Raw genomic sequence first — 23,571 nt, forward strand, 5'->3', positions numbered from 1 at the left:
ATCCGGCTGATTTTGCTGGGTGCGCTCAAGCAGCATGTATTGCATAATGTATTGATACAGCTTGCTTTTTAGGGAGAACTCAATGCAGGCACCTAAGCCTTTGGCGCAATCCCGCCTTAAAAAACGCTGCGTGAAGAAACGTCTGCCCGCCAGCACTGCACGCATCAAACCTCTGGATCGCTTTATCGGCCAGCAAAGGGCCGAACACGCGGTTCGTTTTGCTATCGCCGTACCAGATAAGGGTTATAACCTGTTTGCCGTAGGTGACAATGGCTTAGGCAAGCGCACCATGCTGAAGCGCTTTCTGCAGCAGCACGCCTCCGCACAGTCGGCACCGGATGACTGGTGTTACGTCAATAACTTTGAGACTCCCCGCAAGCCCTGGGCGATTCGCCTGCCTGCCGGTATGGCTGTTCAGCTGAAAAAGGATATGGAAGCTTTGATCAAAGAGCTGCGCCATGCGATTCCGGCAGCTTTTGAGCAGGAAAGCTTTGTTGAAAAAGCCGAGTCGATCCGTGAAGACTTCTCTGAGCAGCAGGAAACCATGCTGAAAGAAGTTGCAGCGGAAGCCGGTAAGCACAAGCTCAAGCTGATTCTGCAGAACCCCGGCGGATACTCCTTTATGCCGGTGGATGAGGAAGGCGAAGCCTACGCTGTTAAAGATTTTAACGAGCTGCCGGAAGAAACCCGTCTGAGTTTCAAAGACAGCATCGAGCTGATGGAGAAAGATCTCCGTGCGGCCCTGCGCGATCTGGCGCACATGGAAAAGGATATCCGTGAGAAGCAGCAGAAGCTGAACGAAAATATCACCCTGACTGCGATTCAACACTGGCTGTCGGAGCTGCGTGATAAGTACGCCGATCACGAGCGCGTATTGGATTACCTGAACGCGCTGCAGAAAGATCTGGTGGAGAATGTTGAGATCTTCCTAGAAGAAGATGAGAACACAGACGCGGTAACCCGTGCCTCCCCGGACCATAAGATTCCGGCCCGTTATCAGATCAATGTAATGTCCACCAACTGTCCGGATTCCGGTGCCCCTCTGGTGATCGAGGATATGCCGACCCACAATAATCTGGTCGGCCATCTGGAAAACGTCACCTACATGGGTACCGTTGCCACGGACTTCTCCCTGATCCGTGCCGGTGCGCTGCATAAGGCCAATGGCGGTTTCCTGATTCTGGATGCGGGTAAGTTACTGCAGCAGCCGTATGCCTGGGATGGTCTGAAACTCGCCCTGCGTACCGGTTGTCTGCGTATCGATACGCTGGAGAAGCAGCTAACCCTATCCGGTAATGTCAGTCTTGAGCCGGAGCCGATGGAGCTGAATGTGACTGTTGCGCTCCTCGGGGACGCCGAGCAGTACTATCTGCTGCAGCGCTACGATCCGGACTTTGGCGAGCTGTTCAAAGTGCTGGCAGAGTTTGAAAGTGATATGCCGCGCAACGAGGAGAACGAATCCCTCTACGCCCGACTGATCAGCTCTATGGTGAAAGAGGATGATCTTCTGCCTCTGAATCGTGATGCCCTGATGAAGGTGATCGAAGTGGGTGCCCGTCAGGCGGAGCATCAGAATCGCTTATCACTGAATGCGGCGGATCTGAAACACCTGCTGCGCGAGGCGCACTACTGGGCGACTTCTGAGCAGAAGGAGCAGATAGATGCTCAGGCGGTGGATCAGGCTTTAGGTGGCCGCGAATACCGCTCCGGTCATATCCGTGAACGCATGTTCAACAATATCCATGACGGCACCATCCTGATCGATACTCAGGGTGAGAAAGTCGGGCAGGTCAACGGCCTTACGGTGTTGCGTATCGGTGAAAGTGAGTTTGGTCAGCCAAGCCGCATCACAGGTACGGTGCGCTATGGTAACGGCGAAGTTCTGGATATCGAACGCAGTGTTCAGCTGGGTGGTGCTTTGCACTCCAAGGGTGTGATGATCCTCAGCTCCTTCCTGAATGCTCAGTTTGGTGTCGATGAGCCGCTGCCGTTGTCAGCAAGCCTGGGTTTCGAACAATCCTATAATGGTGTCGATGGCGACAGTGCATCTTTGGGCGAGCTGGTGTGTCTATTATCGGCCATGTCCGGCATTGCGGTTAAGCAGTCGCTGGCGGTTACCGGTTCCATGAACCAGTTTGGCGAAGTTCAGCCGATTGGTGGGGTAAATGAGAAGATCGAAGGCTTCTTTGCGACCTGTAAAGAGCGCGGTCTGACCGGAGAGCAGGGCGTGATCATTCCGGTACAGAATATCGACAACCTGATGCTGAGCGATGAAGTGATCGATGCCTGTGCCGAAGGTCAGTTCGCCATCTACGCTGTTGAACATGCGGAGCAGGCGATCAAGCTGATGACCGGCGTACCTGCGGGTACTGCTAATGAAAAAGGACATTTTGCTCAGAACACCCTCTATGGGAAAATACAGCAACGTCTTAAAGGGCTGCGCAATAAGCAGCAGGGCAAAGGGAAGAGCAAGCGTAAAAAGACCGCCAAAAAGAGTGAAGAGAAAGCTTAGGCTTTCTCTTTAACAGGCTCGTGCTCGTTTACTCAGATTAATCGATTGTGGCGGTAATAAACTTCTCAACTAAGCGGATTTCTAAAGAAAGATGACACAACAGATGGCCGTGCTACTGGCCGTTATTGCAGTAGCTATTATTATCGCTCTGGGTGTTTATGCCCTGAAACTGCGTAAGCAGGTTGAGCAGCGTGAAGAAGAGCGTTTGAAGGCGCTGGCAGAAGTAGAAACCCAGGCCCGTATCAAAACCATGGAGAATATCCATACGGTTTGTCAGGCACTGGTTCAGGGGCAGGTGGATGTGATGGAAGCCTGCATCCGTGTTCGTACCCTGGTCGATATTATTGAGCCGGACTGGTTTGATAAGGCAGAGCTGAAAGTTTTTGCTGAGATCACCCGTCGTGGAGAGCACTTTGCTACCCATCAGGCCCGTAAAGAGTTGCCGAAGCAGGAGCGCATGAAGCAGGATCTGGAGCGTATTGCTCTGGAAGGTGAATACCATGATGCAGCCCTTGAAGGTGCACGCTGGTTGCTGCAACAGAAGCCCTGAGTCATTGAATTAAGCTTTTGATCTGAAAGCTGTCTATCTGATATGAGCGTCGGACGGGTGATCGGTCGACGGGTAAGAATATGATCAATATTAACGATAAGCTGAAGTCCCTGCGTACCGGTGACGGAACCCGCAAGGCTAAAGCGAAAGAGACCAGCGGCGTAGGTAAGACCCGCAGTTTTACCGATCATCTGGTGCAGCAGGTTGATGAGATCAGCCGTCCGAGTCTGAACGAAGAGCTGACCCGTATCCGGGAAGCGCTGGATGATGCTTCCCATAATCTTGAGCGTAATCCGACCATCGGTAATCTTGAGATCTATCGGGCGCTGCTGAGCAACCTGATCGGTAAGGCCACCAAGGGCGCTTACGAAGTGGAAGGTGTTGGCCCCGGCTGGAGTCTGACCGATAAGCACCATGTGATTCGTAAGATCGACGAGGAAGCGGAAGAGCTTCTGCTGCTGGTGCTGAACGAGCAGAAAGATACCCTGAAGATCGCGGCGAAACTGACGCACCTGAAAGGTTTGGTGGTGGATCTGTTGTCCTGATCTGGTTAACTCAGACGTAGCATCAGTAAGTATCACAACATTATGAAGCACAACAAAAAAAACGGCTGATTGAAGAATCGGCCGTTTTTTTATGGCTCTGATAAATAGAGCGAGTGATTGGCGCACTCTTGGCTGTTCAGGCATTGTTTGGTTTGGCTGTTCAGCATTGTTTGGATAGCAAATCGCAGGCAAAAAAAAGCCCCCACCAAAGTTGGCGGGGGCGGAAGTATATATGCAAGAGCTAACAGAGGGTCTCTCAAAAGAGATCTTTCCTTCAGAGACTACCCTAGTCTCCAGCCAGAAAGTGTTCAGAGTAAAAAAGCCACCTCATGGAGGAGATGGCCAAACGCTGGACAAACCCGTTTGCAAATTTATAACGCGCCTTCAAACACTGGAAAATGCTGCGCGACCCTATGGCGCATAATACTAAAGGCGAACATGTATTCGGTCAATCTGGAATGGTTTGTTTTAATGTAAAAAAAGGTTTACGCATTACGTTTATTCTATGAAGGTATTTAATTACAGAATAATCTTTTGGTTTGGGCTGGTATTTTTGGGCTGATTTTGTAGTCTAGGCACTGTTTTGAACCCTGAATCGATTCTGGTTTGAGTTAATCCAGTGAAATCATCCGGGTTAATGAGAAAAAGCAGAAAATCAAACCAGTAAATAGCGGGTGATCCATTTTCTCTGTTCGACGTTACAAACGAGAATGCCGGGTCACGCTTTGCAGTTGCTGCAGTGTGTTTTCAGGCAGAAACTGGCGGTATGATTAAATTCGATCAAAACAAAAACAAATCGACAAAAGCAATAAAACGACGCAAAGGCTTCTGAACATGACCAAGCAGGTTGAGTTTTTTTACGACATCGTTAGCCCATACAGCTACCTGGCAGCAGTGCAGCTGGAAGAACTGGAAAAGCAGACTGGTTGTGAAGTGCTTTGGCAGCCGCTCTTTCTGCCCGGTTTGTTTAAGCTGATCGGAAATCAGCCACCTCAAACGCTCCCGGAAAAGAAAACCTACCTGTTTGATCAGGATCTGCCACGCATGGCCCGCTACCTTCAGGTGCCTTATAACAAGCCGGCCAGTTTTCCCTGTAATACTGTTTATGTGATGCGCGCTTTGATGAGTTTGCCCAATAAGATTCGTGCGGAAAAGAGTCTCGCGCTTTATGAGCTTTTCTGGGGCGAAGGGCAGGACATCATCAATGACGATACTATTCTCTCCCTTCTGGGGCAGGAAGCGCTGGACTATTGCAAAAGCGATGCCGGTAAAGCGGCCTTGATTGACAATACTCAGAGGGCTGCTGACAAAGGTGCTTTCGGTGCACCAACCTTGTTTGTGGATGATGAGGTCTTTTTTGGCTGTGACCGTATGGCGCAGTTGAAGTACCATCTGCAGCAAGCCTGATGGGATCATATTTTCAGGCCCCGGTTGGCCGACTGATTCGCTGTCAGGTCAACCGGGGTTTTTTATTGCCCGTATAAGTGTCCGTTTTATCTTTATCCTATTTATTCTGGAGTCACTATGTTTACCGGTATTGTTCAGGGCCGTGCGCCACTGGTTGAGCTTGTCGAGAAAGAAAACTTCCGTACCCATGTGGTGGAGCTGCCGGATGAGCTGCTTGCAGGTCTTGAAACAGGTGCCAGTGTTGCCCATAACGGCTGCTGCCTGACGGTAACCGAGATCAATGGCAACCGGATCAGCTTTGATCTGATGCAGGAAACTCTGCGCCTCACTAACCTTGGTGATCTGACGCTGGGTGATGAGGTGAATATCGAGCGTGCCGCACGCTTTGGCGATGAGATTGGTGGTCACTCTATGTCGGGTCACATTATGTGTACTACAGAGGTCAAAGAGATCGTCGAGTCTGAAAACAACTATCAGATCTGGTTTGCGCTGCCAGCAGGTTATGAGAAGTACGTTTTTGAGAAAGGCTATATCGGTATCGACGGCATCAGCCTGACGGTTGGCGCTTTAAAAGAGGGTAGCTTCAGTGTGAATCTGATTCCTGAGACCCTTGAGCGTACTGTGATCGCGCAGCGCAAAGTCGGCAGCCGTATTAATATAGAAATTGACCCTCAGACTCAGGCGATTGTGGATACCGTTGAACGTGTAATGGCGAACCAGAAACTGGGTTGATGCCTGCAAGGGTTTGACTGCCGGGTCAGCCAGCCGCATAAAAAAAGAGGCTTAACCTGAAAAGGGTTAAGCTTCTTTTTTAGGCTCACTTTCACTGATTTATTTCCACTACAGATCGGTATTGCTCATAAAAACCACCAAAAGAAAAGGCGGAAACAGCGCTTTTTTTGTGCAAAGCAGCAGAAACAGGCTATTTTTTGCTGCAATGCGGTGCGTCAAAACCTGTTGCCAACTTTTTTAAGAAAATCGATAGAGTTTCTGCTCTGTTTGCTCGATTTTTACCCTACTTTTGGCTAAGATTGCCGCAAATGCAGCTTTGACTGTATAGCTAATTGTTGAAACCTGGAAACTACCCTTTCCGGGTTTTGTTGTTTTTGGACTGGTTTAGGGCACAACCCATGCTGGAAAAATTGTTTAAGCTCAGCGAGCACAATACCAACGTAAAAACCGAAGTTGTTGCAGGTATCACAACCTACCTGACGATGGCTTACATCATCTTTGTTAACCCATCGATTCTGAAACTGGCAGGTATGGATTACGGCGCTGTGTTCGTCGCAACCTGTTTGGCAGCAGCGATCGGTACCCTGATCATGGGTCTGTGGGCTAACTACCCAATCGCGCTGGCTCCGGGCATGGGCCTGAACGCCTTCTTCACCTTCACGGTTGTGATGGAGATGGGCTACAGCTGGCAGTCTGCACTGGGTGCGGTGTTTTTCTCCGGTCTGATCTTCACGGTTCTGAGTCTGTTCAAGATTCGTGAGTGGATCATCAACAGTATCCCTCTGTCCCTGCGACTGGGTATTGCCGCCGGTATCGGTCTGTTCCTGGCGCTGATCGCTCTGAAGAGTGCAGGCATTGTGGTAGACAGCCCTGCGACTCTGGTGACTATGGGTGATTTGTCCGACCCTAAAGTGATTCTGGCGATTGTCGGTTTCTTTATTATCGTGTCTCTGTCTTACCGCCGTGTTCTGGGTTCCGTAATGATCGGTATTCTGGTGGTAACCGTTCTGTCTATCGTAATGGGCCTGAACGAGCTGAACGGTGTGGTTTCTGCACCACCAAGTCTGGCGCCTACCTTTATGGAAATGGATCTGGCTGGCGCACTTGAAGTGGGTATGCTGAGCATCATTTTCGCTTTCCTGTTTGTGGATCTGTTCGACACTTCCGGTACGCTGGTTGCGGTTGCTCAACAGGGTGGTCTGCTGGATAAAGACAAGCGTCTGCCACGTCTGGGCCGTGCGCTGATGTCAGACAGTACTGCGACTATGGCGGGTGCTGCTCTGGGTACTTCTACTACCACCAGTTATATCGAAAGTACTGCGGGTATCTCTGCAGGTGGCCGTACTGGTCTGACTGCTGTGGTGGTTGCCGGTCTTTTCCTGCTGTCTCTGTTCTTCTCTCCTCTGGCGGGTTCTGTACCGGCTTATGCCACCGCTGGTGCGCTGTTCTACGTTGCGGTTCTGATGACTGCAGGTCTGGCAGAAGTGGATTGGAAAGATCTGACGGAAGCGGCTCCGGTATTTGTTGCTGCGATCGCTATGCCGCTGACCTTCTCTATCGCGAACGGTATCGCTTTCGGCTTTATCACTTACGCCGGTATCAAGCTGCTGTCCGGTCGTCGTGAAGATGTGTCTCTGAGCGTTCTGGTTCTGGCTGCTCTGTTTGTTGTTAAATTTGTTGTTGCCTAACCGAGACTCAGGCTGCTGAAAAGCAGTTTAAATGCCGACCCTAGGGTCGGCATTTGCATGTCTGTGGATCTGATTTTGTTCAACGCTGGCAGGATGATCAGCGTCACTGATGCGGAGCATCCGTTTTAGAAAAGGTTTACCCATGTCTGATCGTGATGAAAACACCATGAACAACACCGACTACCTGCGTTCCGTGATCCGTACTGTGCCCGACTGGCCGGAAGCGGGAGTGATGTTCCGTGATATCACGCCGCTGTTCCAGAATAAGAAAGCGTTCCGCAAGCTGATCGATACCTTCGTACACCGCTACTACGATCACGATATTGATGCAGTAGCCGGTGTTGATGCCCGTGGTTTTATTCTGGGTTCACCCATCGCTTATGAGCTGAATACCGGCTTTATTCCGGTACGTAAGAAGGGCAAGCTGCCTTTTGAAACCGTTCAGGAAAGCTACGATCTGGAATACGGTTCAGCCACCGTTGAACTGCACACGGATTCTTTCAAACCCGGTGACAAGGTGCTGCTGATCGACGACCTGATCGCCACCGGCGGTACTATGCTGGCTGCTGCGAACCTGATTAAGCGCCTAGGTGCTGAAGTGGTGGAAGCTGCAGCCATTATCGACCTGCCGGATCTGGGTGGTTCAGCTAAGCTGAGAGAGCAGGGGATTGAGGTTTATTCTATCTGTGAGTTTGAAGGTGAATAATTATTTATTCGAACCAAATTCTGAAGCTGTCATCCTAGGGTGATATCTGAAAAGGCATCGGAGACGATGCCTTTTTTATTGCTGTTTTATATCGAAATTTTAAGCGAAGCCCTTCGTTCTGTTGTTCGGTGAAACTGACTAACAAGGCGCTTTGTGATGAGGAAAAAAAGAATGATGCGATATCCACGACTGATGAGCGGTGTTAAAGCGATCAGCAGTGCTCTGGCACTAACTTTGAGTGCTGGCATAGCACAGGCCGCAAGCCCGGCGAAACCTCTGGCCGATACACTCAAGGGCACGGTCTGGCAGCTGGAATCTTTCACCTCTATGGATGATGCCATCGGCGTTAAACGCCCGGAGCAACCGGAGCACTATACCCTGTATCTGACCCATGAAGGCCGTGTTGGTATGCGTCTGGATTGTAACCGCGCTATGGGCGGCTGGTCTGCAGATGCTGGTCAGAGTGGCGTGAATGGCTCGTTCCGTTTTACGCCTCTGGCAGGCACCATGGCGATGTGCCCTACGGGCAGCATGGATCAGAGTATTCTGCGGGATACTGGTCATATCACAGGTTTCGCCCTGCGTGATGGCAAACTGCACCTGAGTCTGAAGGCCGATGCCGGTATCTATAGCTGGACACCACTGGCCAAAGTACCTGCATCACCTGGGATGGGCGGCCCCGCAAGCTGGCAGGTGACTGGTGTAAGCAGCTGGCTGAATCTGCGTAAAAGCCCGAACACCCGTTCCGATGTGCTGGCACACCTGAAAGCGGGTACAGAGCTTTCCAGCAAAGGCTGTGATTACCGCAACGATAGGATCTGGTGCGAAGTCGCCACACAGGATGGCAAAACCGGCTTTGTTGCCCATGACTACCTGAAGGCCAGTCGTTAAAGCCCCGTCTCTTTCGCCAGTTGGATAAAGCGCCTGATATGCGGGTTGTCTTCATCCTGCTGGCGGACTCCCAGAAAGATCTGCTTCTGAATACCTTGCTCCCCCAGCCGAACCAGTGCAATCGGCAGGTGCTCGGCGTATTCCCGTCCCAGCCATGCCGGTAAAGTAGCAACGCCTCTGTTTGCCGCGACCATCTGCAGAATGATCTCGGTGGCTTCCAGGGTTTTATGTTTCTGCGGTCGGCAGTGGGCGGGCAGCAGGAACTGCTGGAAGATATCCAGCCGTTCAATCTCCACCGGATAGGTGAACAGGGTTTCACTGGCTAGCTGATCCGGTGCGATCCAGTGCTGGCTGGCCAGCGGATTATCCTGATGTACCACCAAAACCTGCTCGTAAGGAAAAACCGGTTCAAACACGATACCTTCCCGCCAGATCGGATCAGGGGTTACCAGAATATCGATATCGTGATTAAACAGCGCCGCCATACCACCAAACTGAAAGCGCTGTTTAACATCCAGATCCACCGAGGGGTAAACCTCCATAAAGGGCGAAACTACCTTCAGCAACCACTGATAGCAGGGGTGACACTCCATACCGATATGCAGGCTGCCCTGTTCGTTGCGGGCGAATCGGCTCAGGGTTTCATCGATACGTTCCAGCTGCGGCAGAATGCGCTTGGCTTCTTTCAGCAGATATTCCCCCGCCTGCGTCAGGCGCACCTTGCGGCCATCCTTCAGCCAGAGCGGGCTGCCGATCTGACCTTCCAGCTTTTTGATGGTGTGACTGAGTGCGGACTGGGTCAGGTGCAGGCTTTCCGATGCGGCGGTCAGCGAACCCTGTTGGTCGATGGCGCGCAAAATACTCAGGTGGCTGCGTTCAATCATCTGCTTTCCTTGCTCTTTCTTTTCACTGGCTTAATAAGCCAAAAATAAACCTATGAATAAATCTAATAAATCAATGAGAAAGTACCATTATTTTTCATGGATTGCATTGTTTAGGCTATCGCCATCGTTTGAAGCTGCTCAGGCTTCTGCACCAATGAACAAAGTAAGGAAACATCATGGCTTTAGTACACAATCTGGGTTTTCCCCGTATCGGCGCAAAGCGCGAACTTAAATTTGCACAGGAAAGCTTCTGGAAAGGTGAGTCCTCAGCAGAGCAACTGCTGACCACCGCAAAAGCGCTGCGTGAGATCAACTGGCAGCAACAGCAGGAACTGAATCTGGTGCCGGTGGGGGATTTCTCCCTCTACGATCAGGTGCTGGATATGAGCTTCACTCTGGGCAATCTGCCGGAGCGGGTTCAGGGGCTGGAAGGCTCGGAACTGGATAACTACTTCCGCGTTGCCCGTGGACGTTCGGCTCAGGATTCGGCTTGCAACTGCGTGCATGCCGGTGAGATGACCAAGTGGTTTGATACCAACTATCATTACATCGTGCCGGAAGTGACCGCAGGCACTGAGTTTGCCCTGAATCCGGAGCGCATTCTGTCCCAGCTGGCAGAGGCGCAGATTCAGCTGGGTTTAGCAAAAGCCAAACCCGTGCTTATCGGCCCTGTGACCTACCTCTGGTTGAGTAAAGCCAAGGACGGTTCTGATCCGCTGGCACTGCTGGATAAGCTGCTGCCGGTTTACAGCGCGCTGCTGGAACAGCTGGCAGATGCCGGAGCTGAATGGGTTCAGATCGATGAACCGGCACTGGTGACCGAACTGGATGCCCGCTGGAAGCAGGCGTTTGAACATGCCTATCACACCCTGAAAGCCAATCGTCCACAGGTAATGATCGCCACTTATTTCGGCACCCTGCAGGATAATCTGCAGTTGGCCTGCAACCTGCCGGTGGCAGGGCTGCATATCGATGCGGTGCGTGGCCGCGAGGAAGTCACCAAGGTGGTGGACTGGCTGCCTGGACATAAAGTTCTCTCCATTGGCGCGGTGGATGGCCGCAATATCTGGAAGACGGATCTGAACCGTGTGCTGGATTGGCTGGAGCCGGTTGCGGCCAAGTTGGGTGATCGTCTCTGGTTGGCACCGTCCTGTTCTTTGCTGCATGTGCCGGTGGATCTGCAAAGCGAAAGTGCTTCTACGGAAGACAAACCTGCCACACTGGATGCGGAGCTGATCAACTGGCTGGCCTTTGCCAAACAGAAGCTGGCAGAAGTGCAGCTGCTGGGTCGTGCCATCAATGAAGGCCGTGAGGCGGTTGCCGAACAGCTGGCTGAGAATCAGGCCGCGATCACCAGCCGTCGTCTGTCGGAGCGGGTACATAACCGTGCGGTGAAAGCCAGCGTTGGCGGTATCACCTCAGGTTTTGGTCAGCGTCAGAGTACATACGCTTTCCGTGCGGCCAAGCAGGAGAAGATCCTGAATCTGCCACTCTATCCGACCACGACCATCGGTTCTTTCCCGCAGACCTCGGAGATCCGTAAAGCCCGTCTGGCCTATAAAAAGCATGAGCTGAGCGAAGCGGATTATCAGGCGCAGATGAAAGCCGAGATCGAACGTGCGGTGCTGGAGCAGGAAAAACTGGGGCTGGATGTGCTGGTACACGGTGAAGCCGAGCGTAACGACATGGTGGAATACTTCGGTGAACAGCTGGAAGGTTATGCCTTCAGCCGCTTCGGCTGGGTGCAGTCTTACGGTTCCCGCTGTGTGAAGCCGCCGATTCTGTTTGGTGATATCAGCCGCCCGCAGCCGATGACCGTCGCCTGGACACAGTTTGCTCAGTCCCTGACCGACAAACCGATGAAGGGCATGCTGACCGGTCCGGTGACGATTCTGAACTGGTCCTTTGTGCGTGACGATCAGCCCCGTAAAGAGAGCTGTCTGCAGCTGGCGTTGGCGATCCGTCAGGAGGTTCAGGATCTGGAAGCCGCAGGCGTAAACGTAATTCAGATCGACGAAGCCGCCCTGCGTGAAGGCCTGCCGCTGCGTCGCAGCGAATGGCAGCACTATCTGGATTGGGCCGTGAACTGCTTCCGCATCAGTGCCAATGGTGTGTCCGATGAAACTCAGATCCATACCCACATGTGTTATTCCGAGTTTAACGACATTATCGAATCCATCGCCCGTATGGATGCGGACGTGATCACCATCGAAACCTCCCGTTCCGATATGGAGCTACTGGATGTGTTTGAAGCTTTCGAATACCCGAATGAGATCGGCCCCGGTGTGTACGATATTCACTCGCCGAATATCCCGGCCGAAGCCCAAATGGTGAAGCTGATGAGTAAAGCCGCTGAGCGTATTCCGGCAGAACGCCTGTGGGTGAATCCGGATTGCGGTTTGAAAACCCGCCAATGGCCGGAGGTGATTCCGGCGCTGGAGAATATGGTCGCCGCCGCCCGAACCCTGCGTAAACAGGCGGCTTCCGGCCAGCCAGCCCGATCGGTACAGCGGGAAGCGGAACCGGCATAACCTTTAGAGGCTTTGCCGAATCAATACCTGAAAATGCACAAAACCCCCGTTATCTGAGATAGCGGGGGTTTTGTTGTGATGCGTCTAATTTTCTGTCAGGGCGATCTGTCTGGTATCAGCGGTTTATCCAATACCAAGGGCGTCTTTTGTCGTGCGCCAGTGCCAGTATCTGGATTTGCTCATGCTTTATCCGGTAGATAACTGAAAGCGGAAATCGCTTCATTGGAATTCGTCGGATATCCGGCGGTAGTTCGGTTTGCCATGCTTCAGGAGATTGCAGCACCAGTTGCAGCAGATGCTCAAACTCATCAATGAGAGTTTTGCCTAATCCGGGGACTTTTGATTCGTAGTAAGAGATACATTCCAGAAACTCAGCCTCCGCTGCCGAGTGGAATGTATAGCTCATTTGACCAGTGCCCGAGCCTTTTTCAGAACATCACTGGCGGGGACGGGTTCAGATACACCCTCATCCAGCTCGTCAGCACGCCGCTTGGCCTCTGTCAGCCACTCGCTTTTCAATTCGCTATCCGATGGCGTATCAAGGCTTGCGATCAGGGCCTGAATCAGTTTTGCGCGCTTTTCTTCCGGCAAATGCAGTGCTTCAGACTCAATCTGTTGCAGGTTCATAGCACTTCTCTCGTATTAAGTGATGCTTAATTTTGGCAGGTAATGAATTGAATTGCCAAGCTCATAATTTATGGTGCTGTTTTTTTATACAGTGTCGTATTTTTGCTCATACAATCTGCTAAAATCCGTGAAATTTTTAACCAGCGGGATAAACAAGTTATGGCGATTGATCTGCCGGATGATTGGTTGGCGGTGTTGGGCGGTGAGTTCGAACAACCCTATATGCAGAATCTGAAAGCCTTTCTGGCACAGGAAAAGGCTCAGGGTAAGGTGATCTACCCGCATTCATCGGATTGGTTTAACGCCTTCAAATACACGCCGCTGGATCAGGTAAAAGTGGTGATTCTGGGGCAGGACCCGTACCACGGCCCGGATCAGGCTCATGGTTTGTGCTTCTCGGTGCGTCCCGGAGTTAAAACACCGCCATCGCTGGTGAATATTTATAAAGAGCTGCAAAGTGACCTTGGCGTACAGCCGGTGAACCACGGCTATCTCACCAGCTGGGCAAAACAAGGTGTGCTGATGCTTAATGCAGTGCTGACGGTGGAGCAAGCCAATGCCGCTTCCCACCAGAAAAAAGGCTGGGAGCAGTTTACCGATAAGGTGATTCATATTATCAACGAGCAGCTTGATGGTGTGGTGTTTCTGCTCTGGGGTAGCTACGCCCAGAAGAAGGCGGCGTTTGTTGATCAGAACAAACATCTGGTGCTGAAGTCGGTGCACCCGTCACCGCTTTCAGCGCATCGGGGCTTCTTTGGTAATCACCAGTTCAGTCAGGCTAATGATTTTCTGGCTTCCCGGGGTAAAAATCCGGTGAACTGGCAGCTGCCGGAACAACCGGAAGCCTGATCTTTTCAGAACAATCAGACCGGTTCTGAATAGCGAGTTTTTAGAAATACAAAAGGCGCGGATCTTTCGATTCGCGCCTTTTGTTTGTGGGCGGCTTTCTTAGGGCAAACCAGAGACAAGCCGATCAGATCTCCTGCTTCTCCAGTCCGTAAGGCAGGTCGATCAGCGTCAGTGGCTGATCATCTGCCGTTAGCAGAGGCTCTTCCAGCGTGTTGTCTTTCAGTACCGCCAGCAGTTCGGTTTTGCCTTCAGCGTTGATAGCGGTGAGCAGGATCTCACCGGCTTCCGTTTTATCGCCTTCCATCAGGCAGATCACCTGATCACCTACTTTGGCTTCACCATCACCGACTAAGCGCTGCAGGCGCTTTTTCACTCCGCCACGGTATTGGGCCCGGGCGATAATCTCCTGACCGGTGTAACAGCCTTTCTTAAAGCTGATGGCACCTGTGGCCTGATAGTTCAGCATCTGAGGGATAAACTGATCGCTGTGCCTTTGCTCCAGCAGAATCTGGGCGTTCTCGATCTGAGTCAGGTTCCAGGCGGCTTCTGCTACCGGTGTCAGCTCAGAATCAAAAAGTGTGCTCAGGGTTTCAAAGCTGCAGAGGCCAATACTGCGCTCAGTGATGCCCGGCAGATTGAAGGTCTCTACATCGGTCAGCTCAACGTCTTTGCGGTTAAAGCCGATGACAGCGATCTCATCAGACTTGTCCTCAAAGGTGCAGCGGTACAGAGGCGCAAACTTTGCCAGATTCTGCTGTGTGGTTTCCAGTGTGGAACGCGGCAGTAAAAGCAGCATGCCTTCGGCGTGGCGCACCGCATAGAAGGTCGCGTAGGGACGGCCCTTTGGCGAGGTCAGCAGGGAAAGGCGCAGTTCACCTTCCGGCAGATCCTCAATTTTCTGACTGGCCTGACCGTGCAGCAGTTTGGCTGCCATATCGCCTTTGATCAGAAGTGCGCCCATGCTGGCTAATGGGCTGAATACTGCAGAGGTGTTCAGTTGCGTTGCCTGTTCCTGCAGGGATGCATCGATGGCAGGAAGTTCGGTATAGCGATTGGTGCTCATGGTGGATTCCATAGCTGATTCCGTTGTATTTGGTGGCGACTGATCACGCTGGCGTTTAAGCAGCTTTTATCGGTGAACGGATAAAAGCAGGTAACTCGTGTCAGCCATCCGGCAGTAAATTGTCGTTATCAGGTGTGCCATATCTGGCTTAGGCTCAATCTTCAGGTTGATGCCGAAACTTGGGGTGTCGCTCGCTATTGGCGAGACTGAATCATGGTGCAGCTTTTTGCGAAGCTTTTTCTTTGTCACCTGTTATATCATAGCGCCGGACAATTAACTTATGGCCTTTGGCTATGAGGGAACTTTTTCTCTATGTTGGTTTTCAAAGGCCTGATTTCAAGGTCTTTTCGGTGTAATCTTCCTGGAATTACACACTTTTAATTAGCCTTTATTATCTTCCTGAGACGCTGGATGATCCAAATGAAGCCCCTGTTGAAACAATCCTTCAAACCTCTGCTGGTTCTACTGGCGGCAGCGGCCTTGTTGGTGCAGTGTTTTGGTGGCTTATCAGCGTCAACGGTCTCAGTGACTGACAAACAGGGACTGCACTTTAACGATGCGTTTCATGGCGAATTAGCGGTTGTTCATAGCCAAGCCTCTCTAGATCATTCTGCCTCTCTAGAAAGCTCAGCCGCTGCAGATAGCAACCTGTCTGTCAGAGGTATGCCTGCTCATGAAATGCCGGCAATGAGCTGCTGTGAAGATGAAAGCCAGCCGATCACTCTGGCTGAGCTGCAGCTCCTGCCTCTGATTTTTCTTCTGGGGCTGATAGCTGTTGTTATCAGCATCACCCGAACTCTTAAACCTCAAGCTCCTTTCTTATCTCCAAGGCGACTGCATAAACTGCACTGCTGCTGGCTGAATTAGCCTTTGATCTGCTGGTTATCTAATAACAACCCGTCTGTCGTAATATGTGCCTGCCATAATGGCTGGTGCATCTGATCAAAGACAATTTAAACCCGATTAACAGCTTAAGCTGTGTTTAATAGCCGCGAATAACAGCAGGAATGTCTTGTGTTGCATCTTATTAAGAAAATCACTCGTGTAAGTTTTATCCGTCTTTTCCTGATCCTGAGTTTAGGTCTTCTGGCCGCCTGTAGTGACAATGACGAAAGTAATGACAGCAAAATGGCCGATCACAGCGCTATGGGGTCTGACTCCATGGTAAAAGTAGAGCGCTGGTACACTCAGGAGATGGTGAATCAGGGCAAACCCCTGTATCAGGAAAACTGTGCTCAGTGTCATGGTGGTTTTGGTCAGGGAAATCCTGACTGGCGAAAACCTACTGAAGATGGTCGTTACCTGCCACCGCCGCTGAATGGCACAGGTCACGCCTGGCACCACCCGCTGGATCAGCTGCGCGGCGTGATCAAACATGGCCGTGGGCCGGATGTACCATCGGATATGCCTGCCTGGGGGCAGAAGTTGTCCGACGAAGAGATCGACAGCGTGATCGCCTGGTTTCAGTCCCGCTGGCCGGATGAGATCTATCAGGCCTGGAGTCGTCCGAAGCACTAAATTTGCCTCAGACAATAGTTAAGGAAAATATTTTTGGCAGTGCTTGACCCTGTAGCTTACTACAGGGTTTAGAATGCAGTTATTGAGATCAGGTCATCAACGGAACCTGTTAAGCTGAATTTTAAATCTAAACCCTTTTCGTTAAACCGATAAAGCGAACTCTTTTAAGAACTAAGGTAGCGAACATGAGCAAAGAAGTGGTTATTACTCTGGAAGGTCTTTCCTGCAATGGTTGTGTGAACTCTGTGACCACCGCCCTGATGATGGTAGATGGTGTTGAACAAGCGGATGTGACCCTGTACGAAGCCCATGTCACCGGCACCATGAAGGTTGAAGACCTGATTGATGCAGTGGAAGAAGCCGGTTTTGATGCGGAAGAAAAGAAAGCCTGATTCTGACAGGTTTTTCGCACGATTTTTGATGGTACAGATTCCGGGAGGCTTCAGCCCCCCGGGGAACTTCTGTGCATCGTATCTGATCCGGCTTAGGCCGGATCAGTCATTTTTACCGGCTGATATTGGCGCCGAGCGCGGATAACAGCCAAAGGGAGGTTTTATGTCTGAACAGGATAAAAACCAGCAGTCGCATGAATACCGTTTTGCCCTAAGGGGCATGCACTGCGCCAGTTGTGTGCAGCAGGTACAGAGTGCGCTGGATCAGCTGGAAGGTATTGAGAAGGCCGACGTTAATCTGCCGGATCGTTCCGCCAGTGTGGCGACTTCGGTAGCGCCCGACAAAGTGATTGCGGCGGTAGAAGGTGCTGGTTTTGGCGCAACTCTGCTGGATGACAATTACGGTGAAGATGAGCGTCAGGCGGAAGAGCGTGCCCATTACCAGCAGCAGCTGAAGAAAACCTGGGCTGCGCTGGCGCTGGGTATTCCCTTGATGGCTATGATGTTCTGGGACGGCATGCCGATGCTGAACAACGCCTCCGGGCAGATCTTCTGGCAGATTACCGGCCTTCTGACACTGGCGGTCATGGTTTATTCCGGCGGTCACTTCTATCAGGGCGCGTGGTCGGCGTTTAAAAATCACTACGCCAATATGGATACCCTGATCGCTTTGGGTACGGGGACTGCCTGGTTGTTCTCCATGCTGATCTCTTTCTGGCCGGATCTGGTGCCGGAGCAGGCGCGCCACGTCTACTTTGAGGCCGCCGTCTTTATTATCGGTCTGGTGAATCTGGGGCAGGCGTTGGAAAGCCGTGCCCGTGGACAGGCCTCTCAGGCGATCCGTAAGCTACTCAATCTGCAGCCGGAAACCGCCCGTCTGATCCGTAAGGAAGATGGCGAAGAGGTAGATATGCGCATCGAGTCGATTCAGAAGGGCGATATGATCCGAGTGCGACCCGGTGAAAAAATCCCGGTGGACGGCAAGGTGATGGAAGGTGAAACCCGGGTGGATGAGTCCATGCTCACCGGTGAGCCGATGCCTGTGAGTAAAAAGAAAAAAGATGAAGTTACTGCCGGTACTCTGAATCAGAGCGGCACCATACGTATCCGCACCTTACGTGTCGGCAGCGATACCGCGCTGGCAAAAATTATCGATCAGGTGCGTCAGGCACAGAATGCCAAACCGGCGCTGGGTCGTCTGGCGGATAAGATTGCTGCGGTGTTCGTGCCTTCTGTACTGATTATCGCGGTGCTGACTGCACTCGCCTGGTTTAACTTCGGCCCTGAACCGGTATCGGCTTACATGCTGGTGACCACCATGACAGTACTGGTGATCGCCTGTCCTTGTGCGCTGGGTCTGGCAACGCCGATGTCCATTATGGTGGGCGTAGGTAAAGCTGCGGAACACGGTATTCTGATTCGCCGCGGTGATGCCCTGCAGCAAGCGGCGGAAGTGGATGTGGTGGTGCTGGATAAAACCGGTACCGTGACTCAGGGTCATCCTGAAGTAACGGATCTGGTGCTGCTGGATGCAGGTAAAGAACAGGGTTTAACCGAGCAGGATCTGCTCCGATATGCCGTCAGTCTTGAGGTTGCTTCTGAACACCCGCTGGCGCAGGCGATTGTTAATCGGGCTAAAACCGAAGGTATTGCTGTTCAGGAAGCAAAAGAGATTCAGCCGGTGGCAGGGCAAGGCATTCAGGGACAGTTTACTGGCGAAGGTTCTGATGTAAGCCAGCGCCTGCTGTTGGGTAACAGCGCTCTGATGCAGAGCTTTAAGCTGGAATTGAATTCAGCTGAGGCACAGATGCAGGCTTTGGCGGAACAGGGTAAAACCCCTGTGCTGCTAGCTGTGGATGAAGCCGTGGTCGGTGTGTTGGCCATTGCCGATCCGGTGAAATCCGACTCTAAAGCCGCCATCGCGCGCCTGAAAAAGCAGGGCGTAAAAGTGATGATGCTCACCGGTGATAACCGTATTACCGCTCAGGCGGTGGCGAACGAAGTGGGCGTTGATCAGGTGATCGCCGAGGTGATGCCGGATCATAAGGCCGATGAGATCCGCAAGCTGCAGCAGCAGGGGCTCAAAGTCGCCATGGTGGGTGATGGCATCAACGATGCACCGGCGCTGGCTCAGGCTGATGTCGGTATGGCGATAGGTACAGGAACCGATATCGCCATTGAAAGTGCCGATCTGACTCTGATGCGCGGATCTCTGCAGGGTATCGCCGATGCCATGGAGATCTCCAAGCTGACGGTCAGCAATATCAAACAGAACCTGTTTGGTGCCTTTGTTTATAACAGCATTGGTATTCCGCTGGCGGCGGGTGTCTTGTTCCCGATCTTTGGCTGGTTGCTGAACCCGGCCTTTGCAGGAGCCGCTATGGCAATGTCCTCGGTAACGGTGGTGAGTAACGCTAACCGTCTTCGTCTGAAGAAGCTGTCGGCAGATGCATAAGCCTATTATCAGCTGGCTTCTCGCCAGCTGATAAACCTTGGAGGAGCAGATAATGAGTGTATTGGTAAATCTAGCGGGTGTAGTGCTGATCGGATTGGTGATCTGGTGGTTCTGGCTGAAGCGGCCCAATTTAGGTCAATAGCTTAAGCAACGATAAAAAAAACGGGAGCCGCTTGGCTCCCGTGTCCTATCTGTTATATCAGGCTACCTCAGTTAAAGGTTACCTGAATAAACGGACCAGCAGAGTTCTATGCTGTTCGTTAGCGCTATTTCAGGCGCTCGACACCGATCATTTTGAGGATCTGTTTCTCGTAGAACGGCTCGGGATTACCGGTCTTCATCTTACGGATGAAGTACTTCTCAAAGGCGACCTTCGCCAGATGCACCCATTTACCCTTCTTAAACCAGTTGACGTTGCGCGGTGGAATCTGTGGCAGTGCGACAAAGGCGGCACCGGTATCACCCATATCCGCCAGACAGATGGCGTTCCAGGTGGCGTGAGCTTCTGGTTCTTCGCCTTTCAGTACCGCATCCAGGTTTTCAACAATAGCGGTTACCATGGACTCAATCATATAGCCGGTTTTAGGCACACCTGTAGGCACTGGAGTAGCTTCGGTTGGTGCGATGGCGATACAGACACCTGCTGACCAGATGTTGTCGTATTTCGGGCTGCGCTGATGATCATCAACGATGACAAAGCCACGCGGATTGCAGAGATCCGGTACGTTAGCCACACAATCCACACCTTTAAACGCTGGTAGCATCATGGAGTGCTTGAACGGCAGCTCGTGCTGTTTGATCACCTCACCACTGTCGTTGTGCTCGTCCACATACATCATGCCCTCTTCCACTTTGGACACCTTGGCGTTGCAGATCCACTTGATGTGATGCATGCGCAGGTCGGATTCGAGCATGGATTTGGAGTCACCAACACCGCCTAAGCCCAGATGGCCGATATAGGGTTCGCTGGTGACAAAGGTCATGGGGACTTTGTCGCGGATTTTCCGGTTCTGCAGCTCTTTGTTCAGAATAAAGGCGTATTCGTAGGCGGGACCAAAGCAGCTGGCGCCTGCCATAGCACCAACGACAACAGGCCCCGGTTCTTCACAAAGTGCTTTAAAGTTTTCGAAGGAATCCAGTGCATGAGGCAGGGAGCAGACGGACTGGGTATGGCCGCCATGGGGACCCGCGCCTTCCACTTCATCAAAGGCCAGTTTAGGCCCGGTCATAATCAGAAGATGGTCGTAGCTAATGGTCTCACCATCAGCCAGCGTCAGGCTGTTGCTCTCAGGACTGATAGCATCCACCGCCTGCGGGATAAAGTTAATGTTGTGCTTTTGCAGATGGGGGGCGATTTTGAAGCTGATCTCTTCCGAGTCCCGCCAGCCGACAGCAACCCAGGGGTTGGAGGGGACAAACTGAAAGTAGTCCCGTTCGTTGATGACGGTGATTTCGTGGGATTTATCGAGCTTGTGACGTAACTCGTACGCCGCTGCCATGCCGCCGGTGCCGGCACCGAGCACTACTACATGAGCCATCGCAGGCCTCCTTGGGGGGAGTGGATTGTTATTGTGTTATAAGCCTGCGATCTATCTTAGTTACTTTTTGCTATATTAGCAAAGATAAAATTAGATAGCTTTGAATTTGTGTTTCAGAGCTTAGTCCTTCTGATATCGGTCGCCCCAAACCTCTTTCAGACGCTGATCCCGGCCACAGCTGTTGCGGTAGAAGGTGTAGCGGATCGGATTTTTCATGTAGTAATCCTGATGATAATCCTCGGCTGGATAAAAGGTGGTAGCGGGCTTAATCTCGGTCTGGATATGCTTCTTAAAGCCCTGCTGCACTTGCTCTTTGCTGGCTTTCGCTAAACGGGATTGCTCTTCGTTCATAGGGTAGATACCGGAGCGATACTGGGAGCCGGTATCACAGAACTGACGATTGATGGCAAAGGGGTCGATATTGAGCCAGAACACATCCAGCAGGGTCTGGTAGCTGACAATATCCGGGTCGTAGGTCACTTCTACAGCTTCAGTGTGACCGGTAACGCCTGCTGATACTTCACGGTATGTTGGATTTTTTTTGTGGCCATCGGTATAGCCGGATGTGGTGCTGATCACGCCATCCAGTTCGTCGAAAGGCGGTTCCATACACCAGAAACAGCCACCGGCAAAAATGGCTCTGGCTTCTTTAGCTTCACTCAGGGGGCTGAACAGAATGGACACCAGAAGAAGTACACTGGTTAGCAGCGATAAAAGAGAAATCTTTAGCGTTTGAGATAAGGGATGAAGGTTGTTCATTGAGATACTCCTTTCGTTTCCAAGAAATACGCAGGAGCTTCGCTGCCGGATTCATTTTGACCGGAAACCGGTCGGAATAGGTGAACAGACAGCTTGGTGGAGGTGCTGCTTCAGATCCGGAACTGATACCAGCGTTCAAGAGCCTGTTTCAGCAGTCGGGTGTCCAGAGGTTTGGCCAGAAAGTCCTGCATACCGGCCTGCAGGCAGCTTTGACGATCCACCTCCATAACATTGGCGGTCAGGGCAACCATCGGTGTTGTTTTGTTTGGAGTCTCTTCCTGGCGTAGCTTCTTGCAGCAGGTGATGCCATCCATCACCGGCATCTGGCAATCCATGATGATCAGACCGTACTGACGGCTACGGCACATATCCAGAGCGATCTGACCATTTTCAGCATGCTCTGTTTGGTAGCCGAGTTTTTTCAGAATGGCGATAACCAGTTTTGCATTCACCTGATTGTCTTCAACCACCAGAATCAGCTGCTTGCCATCCGGGGTTTCAGGTTGGGTCTGAACGCTTGGTTTTTGTGTTTTTTTCAGTTGCTCGGGATCGACTTTAACCGGAATCCGGAACCAGAAAACGGACCCTTTGCCCGGCTGGCTGCGAACACCAATTTCGCCATCCATCGCTTCAATAATTTCACGACAGAGAGACAGACCAAGGCCGCTGCCACCGTAATTGCGGGTGGTGGAACTGTCAGCCTGAGTAAAGGGATCGAACAGGTGTTTTTGTACATCTAATGGGATGCCGATACCGCTGTCTTCAATCTCAATCAGAATATTCTGACGGATAAAACCCGTGGCATCGGGTTCAGAAAATTGCTCATCCGCTTCATTACGGATTCTGAGTGCAAGGCCGCCTTTTTCGGTGAACTTAACTGCGTTGCCCAGTAGATTGATCATCACCTGTTGCAGACGGAGGGGGTCTGAGAGCACTTCTTTTGGCAGATCCGGCTCTACATCCAGATGAAAGCGCAGCTGTTTACGTGTCAGTGATGCATTGATCACCGAGCGGGCACTCTGAGCGCAGGCAACCAGATCCAGTGACTTCTGTTCAATCGGCATCTTTTTCTGCTGCAGTCGGGACAGATCAAGAATGTTGTTGATCAGATTCAGCAGAGCGTTACCGGATGCGGTGATATCGTCCAGAAGTGAGGCGGTAGAAGGTGCCCGTTGCAGATCTTCCTCAAGGCGAAGTAATTCAACTGAACCGAGAATACCGTTAAGGGGCGTTCGGATCTCATGGCTCATATTGGACAGGAAGTCGCTCTTACTACGGTTAGCGGCCTCGGCTTTTAATGCCAGTTGCTGATTGCGGCGCAGTTCAAGATAGTTGATCAGGGTAAAGATGACGGCGACAACGAGGATACTGATCAGCAGGAAAACCACCCAACGGTAATTTTCCTGAACCTTCAGTGCAAAGCGGCTTTCGGTTTCAGAAATGGCGGAGGCGATGGTTCGCGACGAATGCATAAAGCGGGGAATAAAGCCCTGCATACGCTCGATATAGCCATTGGCTTGCTCCGGTGTCAGAGTGTCTAACTGATCTTCAAGTTCAATCAGGATTGCCTGAAGACGATCCACTTCTGCCAGGATATCTCTGTCGAGTTGTTCGATCAGCTGACGGGTTGCGCCCTTGCTGACGACGTTGATCCTGCTCCAGAGGATCTCCATTCGGAAATTAACTTCATCCAGCTGTGCGGCATCATTCCGGGCAACGTAGCTGTTTAGTTCGTTGACCAGACGCAGCAGTTCCACCTCGATGCGGGTACTGTTCCAGTAGCGCTCATCTTTGGTGAGCATAGAGAACTCATCGATCTCCTGCTCCAGCCTTAAAAGAGAACTGGCAATAAAGAAGACCAATACGATCAGACTTAGTGCCAGTACTACCGGCTTGATCAGACCCGAACGCTTCGAAGACACCG

21 protein-coding genes are annotated in these 23,571 nt (G+C 51.7%); 14 read left to right on the top strand and 7 right to left on the bottom strand.

Annotation, left to right across the window (positions count from 1 at the left end; translation table 11 throughout):
- Positions 1-82: 82 nt before the first annotated feature.
- The 8 genes from BV405_RS14485 to BV405_RS14520 all read left to right on the top strand — a co-directional run bounded on the left by BV405_RS14485 (position 83) and on the right by BV405_RS14520 (position 9,031).
- Entirely contained in the window at positions 83-2,512 is a 2,430-nt protein-coding gene (locus BV405_RS14485) for a Lon protease family protein (protein WP_086481609.1), read from the top strand.
- Between the two features lie 91 nt (positions 2,513-2,603).
- Entirely contained in the window at positions 2,604-3,062 is a 459-nt protein-coding gene (locus tag BV405_RS14490) for a DUF2489 domain-containing protein (RefSeq protein ID WP_086481610.1), read from the top strand.
- 80 nt (positions 3,063-3,142) lie between these two features.
- The gene (locus BV405_RS14495; protein ID WP_086481611.1) at positions 3,143-3,607 is read left to right on the top strand and encodes a DUF327 family protein; all 465 of its coding nucleotides are present in this window, start codon (positions 3,143-3,145) and stop codon (positions 3,605-3,607) included.
- A gap of 834 nt (positions 3,608-4,441) precedes the next feature.
- Complete coding sequence (locus tag BV405_RS14500; protein WP_086481612.1) at positions 4,442-5,014, top strand: 2-hydroxychromene-2-carboxylate isomerase; 573 nt, start codon at positions 4,442-4,444, stop codon at positions 5,012-5,014.
- A 117-nt stretch (positions 5,015-5,131) separates the two neighbouring features.
- Positions 5,132-5,746: a riboflavin synthase subunit alpha gene (locus BV405_RS14505; RefSeq protein ID WP_086481613.1), complete on the top strand. Its 615-nt coding sequence runs from the start codon at positions 5,132-5,134 to the stop codon at positions 5,744-5,746.
- A 398-nt stretch (positions 5,747-6,144) separates the two neighbouring features.
- Positions 6,145-7,434, top strand: coding sequence for an NCS2 family permease (locus BV405_RS14510; RefSeq protein WP_086481614.1), 1,290 nt, complete (start codon positions 6,145-6,147; stop codon positions 7,432-7,434).
- A gap of 142 nt (positions 7,435-7,576) precedes the next feature.
- Positions 7,577-8,140 (top strand): adenine phosphoribosyltransferase, encoded by a 564-nt coding sequence (locus BV405_RS14515; RefSeq protein ID WP_245832343.1) that lies wholly within the window; start codon positions 7,577-7,579, stop codon positions 8,138-8,140.
- Positions 8,141-8,311: 171 nt separating this feature from the next.
- On the top strand, positions 8,312-9,031 hold the full coding sequence (locus BV405_RS14520; protein ID WP_176330176.1) for an META domain-containing protein: 720 nt from the start codon (positions 8,312-8,314) through the stop codon (positions 9,029-9,031).
- Here the strand turns inward: BV405_RS14520 and BV405_RS14525 are convergent.
- Positions 9,028-9,915 (bottom strand): LysR family transcriptional regulator, encoded by an 888-nt coding sequence (locus BV405_RS14525; RefSeq protein ID WP_086481616.1) that lies wholly within the window; start codon positions 9,913-9,915, stop codon positions 9,028-9,030. The genes BV405_RS14520 and BV405_RS14525 overlap by 4 nt on opposite strands.
- A gap of 176 nt (positions 9,916-10,091) precedes the next feature.
- On the opposite strand from BV405_RS14525, the gene metE reads away from it, so the two are divergent.
- Entirely contained in the window at positions 10,092-12,446 is a 2,355-nt protein-coding gene (gene metE, locus BV405_RS14530; RefSeq protein WP_086481617.1) for a 5-methyltetrahydropteroyltriglutamate--homocysteine S-methyltransferase, read from the top strand.
- A 115-nt stretch (positions 12,447-12,561) separates the two neighbouring features.
- Here the strand turns inward: metE and BV405_RS14535 are convergent, their stop codons facing one another.
- Entirely contained in the window at positions 12,562-12,852 is a 291-nt protein-coding gene (locus BV405_RS14535) for a type II toxin-antitoxin system RelE/ParE family toxin (RefSeq protein WP_086481618.1), read from the bottom strand.
- A complete protein-coding gene (locus BV405_RS14540; protein WP_086481619.1) occupies positions 12,849-13,073 on the bottom strand; it encodes an addiction module protein in 225 nt (74 codons plus the stop codon). Before BV405_RS14540 ends, BV405_RS14535 begins: the two co-directional genes overlap by 4 nt.
- 159 nt (positions 13,074-13,232) lie before the next feature.
- Between BV405_RS14540 and ung the strand changes: the two genes are divergently transcribed.
- Positions 13,233-13,922 carry a uracil-DNA glycosylase gene (gene ung, locus BV405_RS14545; protein ID WP_086481620.1) on the top strand — a complete coding sequence of 230 codons (690 nt, stop codon included), beginning with the start codon at positions 13,233-13,235 and terminating at the stop codon, positions 13,920-13,922.
- Between the two features lie 124 nt (positions 13,923-14,046).
- Here ung and ygfZ read toward each other — a convergent pair whose 3' ends face one another.
- Complete coding sequence (gene ygfZ, locus BV405_RS14550) at positions 14,047-14,997, bottom strand: CAF17-like 4Fe-4S cluster assembly/insertion protein YgfZ (RefSeq protein ID WP_086481621.1); 951 nt, start codon at positions 14,995-14,997, stop codon at positions 14,047-14,049.
- Between the two features lie 408 nt (positions 14,998-15,405).
- Here ygfZ and BV405_RS14555 point away from each other — a divergent pair, with 408 nt between their 5' ends.
- From BV405_RS14555 to BV405_RS14570, 4 genes are all read left to right on the top strand, one after another.
- Positions 15,406-15,852, top strand: coding sequence for a hypothetical protein (locus BV405_RS14555; protein ID WP_086481622.1), 447 nt, complete (start codon positions 15,406-15,408; stop codon positions 15,850-15,852).
- Between the two features lie 147 nt (positions 15,853-15,999).
- Positions 16,000-16,503, top strand: a complete 504-nt coding sequence (locus BV405_RS14560) for a c-type cytochrome (protein ID WP_245832344.1) — start codon at positions 16,000-16,002, stop codon at positions 16,501-16,503.
- A 185-nt stretch (positions 16,504-16,688) separates the two neighbouring features.
- Positions 16,689-16,895, top strand: coding sequence for a cation transporter (locus BV405_RS14565; protein WP_086481623.1), 207 nt, complete (start codon positions 16,689-16,691; stop codon positions 16,893-16,895).
- Between the two features lie 163 nt (positions 16,896-17,058).
- Positions 17,059-19,350, top strand: a complete 2,292-nt coding sequence (locus BV405_RS14570) for a heavy metal translocating P-type ATPase (protein WP_245832345.1) — start codon at positions 17,059-17,061, stop codon at positions 19,348-19,350.
- 266 nt (positions 19,351-19,616) lie between these two features.
- Here the strand turns inward: BV405_RS14570 and BV405_RS14575 are convergent, their stop codons facing one another.
- The 3 genes from BV405_RS14575 to BV405_RS14585 all read right to left on the bottom strand — a co-directional run bounded on the left by BV405_RS14575 (position 19,617) and on the right by BV405_RS14585 (position 23,569).
- Positions 19,617-20,888, bottom strand: coding sequence for an NAD(P)/FAD-dependent oxidoreductase (locus BV405_RS14575; protein WP_086481624.1), 1,272 nt, complete (start codon positions 20,886-20,888; stop codon positions 19,617-19,619).
- A 120-nt stretch (positions 20,889-21,008) separates the two neighbouring features.
- Positions 21,009-21,647 carry a peptide-methionine (S)-S-oxide reductase MsrA gene (msrA, locus tag BV405_RS14580; protein WP_086481625.1) on the bottom strand — a complete coding sequence of 213 codons (639 nt, stop codon included), beginning with the start codon at positions 21,645-21,647 and terminating at the stop codon, positions 21,009-21,011.
- Positions 21,648-21,757: 110 nt separating this feature from the next.
- Positions 21,758-23,569, bottom strand: coding sequence for an ATP-binding protein (locus BV405_RS14585; RefSeq protein WP_086481626.1), 1,812 nt, complete (start codon positions 23,567-23,569; stop codon positions 21,758-21,760).
- Positions 23,570-23,571 lie beyond the last annotated feature (2 nt).

This window comes from Oceanospirillum sanctuarii, assembly GCF_002150805.1.
In the GTDB taxonomy this organism is placed as follows: Bacteria; Pseudomonadota; Gammaproteobacteria; order Pseudomonadales; family Halomonadaceae; genus Oceanospirillum; species Oceanospirillum sanctuarii.

What these genes read in the sequence shown, in the direction of transcription:
- BV405_RS14485 (WP_086481609.1), top strand. Translation starts at nt 83, where the DNA reads ATGCAGGCACCTAAGCCTTTGGCGCAATCCCGCCTTAAAAAACGCTGC.
- BV405_RS14490 (WP_086481610.1), top strand. Translation starts at nt 2,604, where the DNA reads ATGACACAACAGATGGCCGTGCTACTGGCCGTTATTGCAGTAGCTATT.
- BV405_RS14495 (WP_086481611.1), top strand. Translation starts at nt 3,143, where the DNA reads ATGATCAATATTAACGATAAGCTGAAGTCCCTGCGTACCGGTGACGGA.
- BV405_RS14500 (WP_086481612.1), top strand. Translation starts at nt 4,442, where the DNA reads ATGACCAAGCAGGTTGAGTTTTTTTACGACATCGTTAGCCCATACAGC.
- BV405_RS14505 (WP_086481613.1), top strand. Translation starts at nt 5,132, where the DNA reads ATGTTTACCGGTATTGTTCAGGGCCGTGCGCCACTGGTTGAGCTTGTC.
- BV405_RS14510 (WP_086481614.1), top strand. Translation starts at nt 6,145, where the DNA reads ATGCTGGAAAAATTGTTTAAGCTCAGCGAGCACAATACCAACGTAAAA.
- BV405_RS14515 (WP_245832343.1), top strand. Translation starts at nt 7,577, where the DNA reads ATGTCTGATCGTGATGAAAACACCATGAACAACACCGACTACCTGCGT.
- BV405_RS14520 (WP_176330176.1), top strand. Translation starts at nt 8,312, where the DNA reads ATGATGCGATATCCACGACTGATGAGCGGTGTTAAAGCGATCAGCAGT.
- BV405_RS14525 (WP_086481616.1), bottom strand. Translation starts at nt 9,915, where the DNA reads ATGATTGAACGCAGCCACCTGAGTATTTTGCGCGCCATCGACCAACAG.
- metE (WP_086481617.1), top strand. Translation starts at nt 10,092, where the DNA reads ATGGCTTTAGTACACAATCTGGGTTTTCCCCGTATCGGCGCAAAGCGC.
- BV405_RS14535 (WP_086481618.1), bottom strand. Translation starts at nt 12,852, where the DNA reads ATGAGCTATACATTCCACTCGGCAGCGGAGGCTGAGTTTCTGGAATGT.
- BV405_RS14540 (WP_086481619.1), bottom strand. Translation starts at nt 13,073, where the DNA reads ATGAACCTGCAACAGATTGAGTCTGAAGCACTGCATTTGCCGGAAGAA.
- ung (WP_086481620.1), top strand. Translation starts at nt 13,233, where the DNA reads ATGGCGATTGATCTGCCGGATGATTGGTTGGCGGTGTTGGGCGGTGAG.
- ygfZ (WP_086481621.1), bottom strand. Translation starts at nt 14,997, where the DNA reads ATGGAATCCACCATGAGCACCAATCGCTATACCGAACTTCCTGCCATC.
- BV405_RS14555 (WP_086481622.1), top strand. Translation starts at nt 15,406, where the DNA reads ATGAAGCCCCTGTTGAAACAATCCTTCAAACCTCTGCTGGTTCTACTG.
- BV405_RS14565 (WP_086481623.1), top strand. Translation starts at nt 16,689, where the DNA reads ATGAGCAAAGAAGTGGTTATTACTCTGGAAGGTCTTTCCTGCAATGGT.
- BV405_RS14570 (WP_245832345.1), top strand. Translation starts at nt 17,059, where the DNA reads ATGTCTGAACAGGATAAAAACCAGCAGTCGCATGAATACCGTTTTGCC.
- BV405_RS14575 (WP_086481624.1), bottom strand. Translation starts at nt 20,888, where the DNA reads ATGGCTCATGTAGTAGTGCTCGGTGCCGGCACCGGCGGCATGGCAGCG.
- msrA (WP_086481625.1), bottom strand. Translation starts at nt 21,647, where the DNA reads ATGAACAACCTTCATCCCTTATCTCAAACGCTAAAGATTTCTCTTTTA.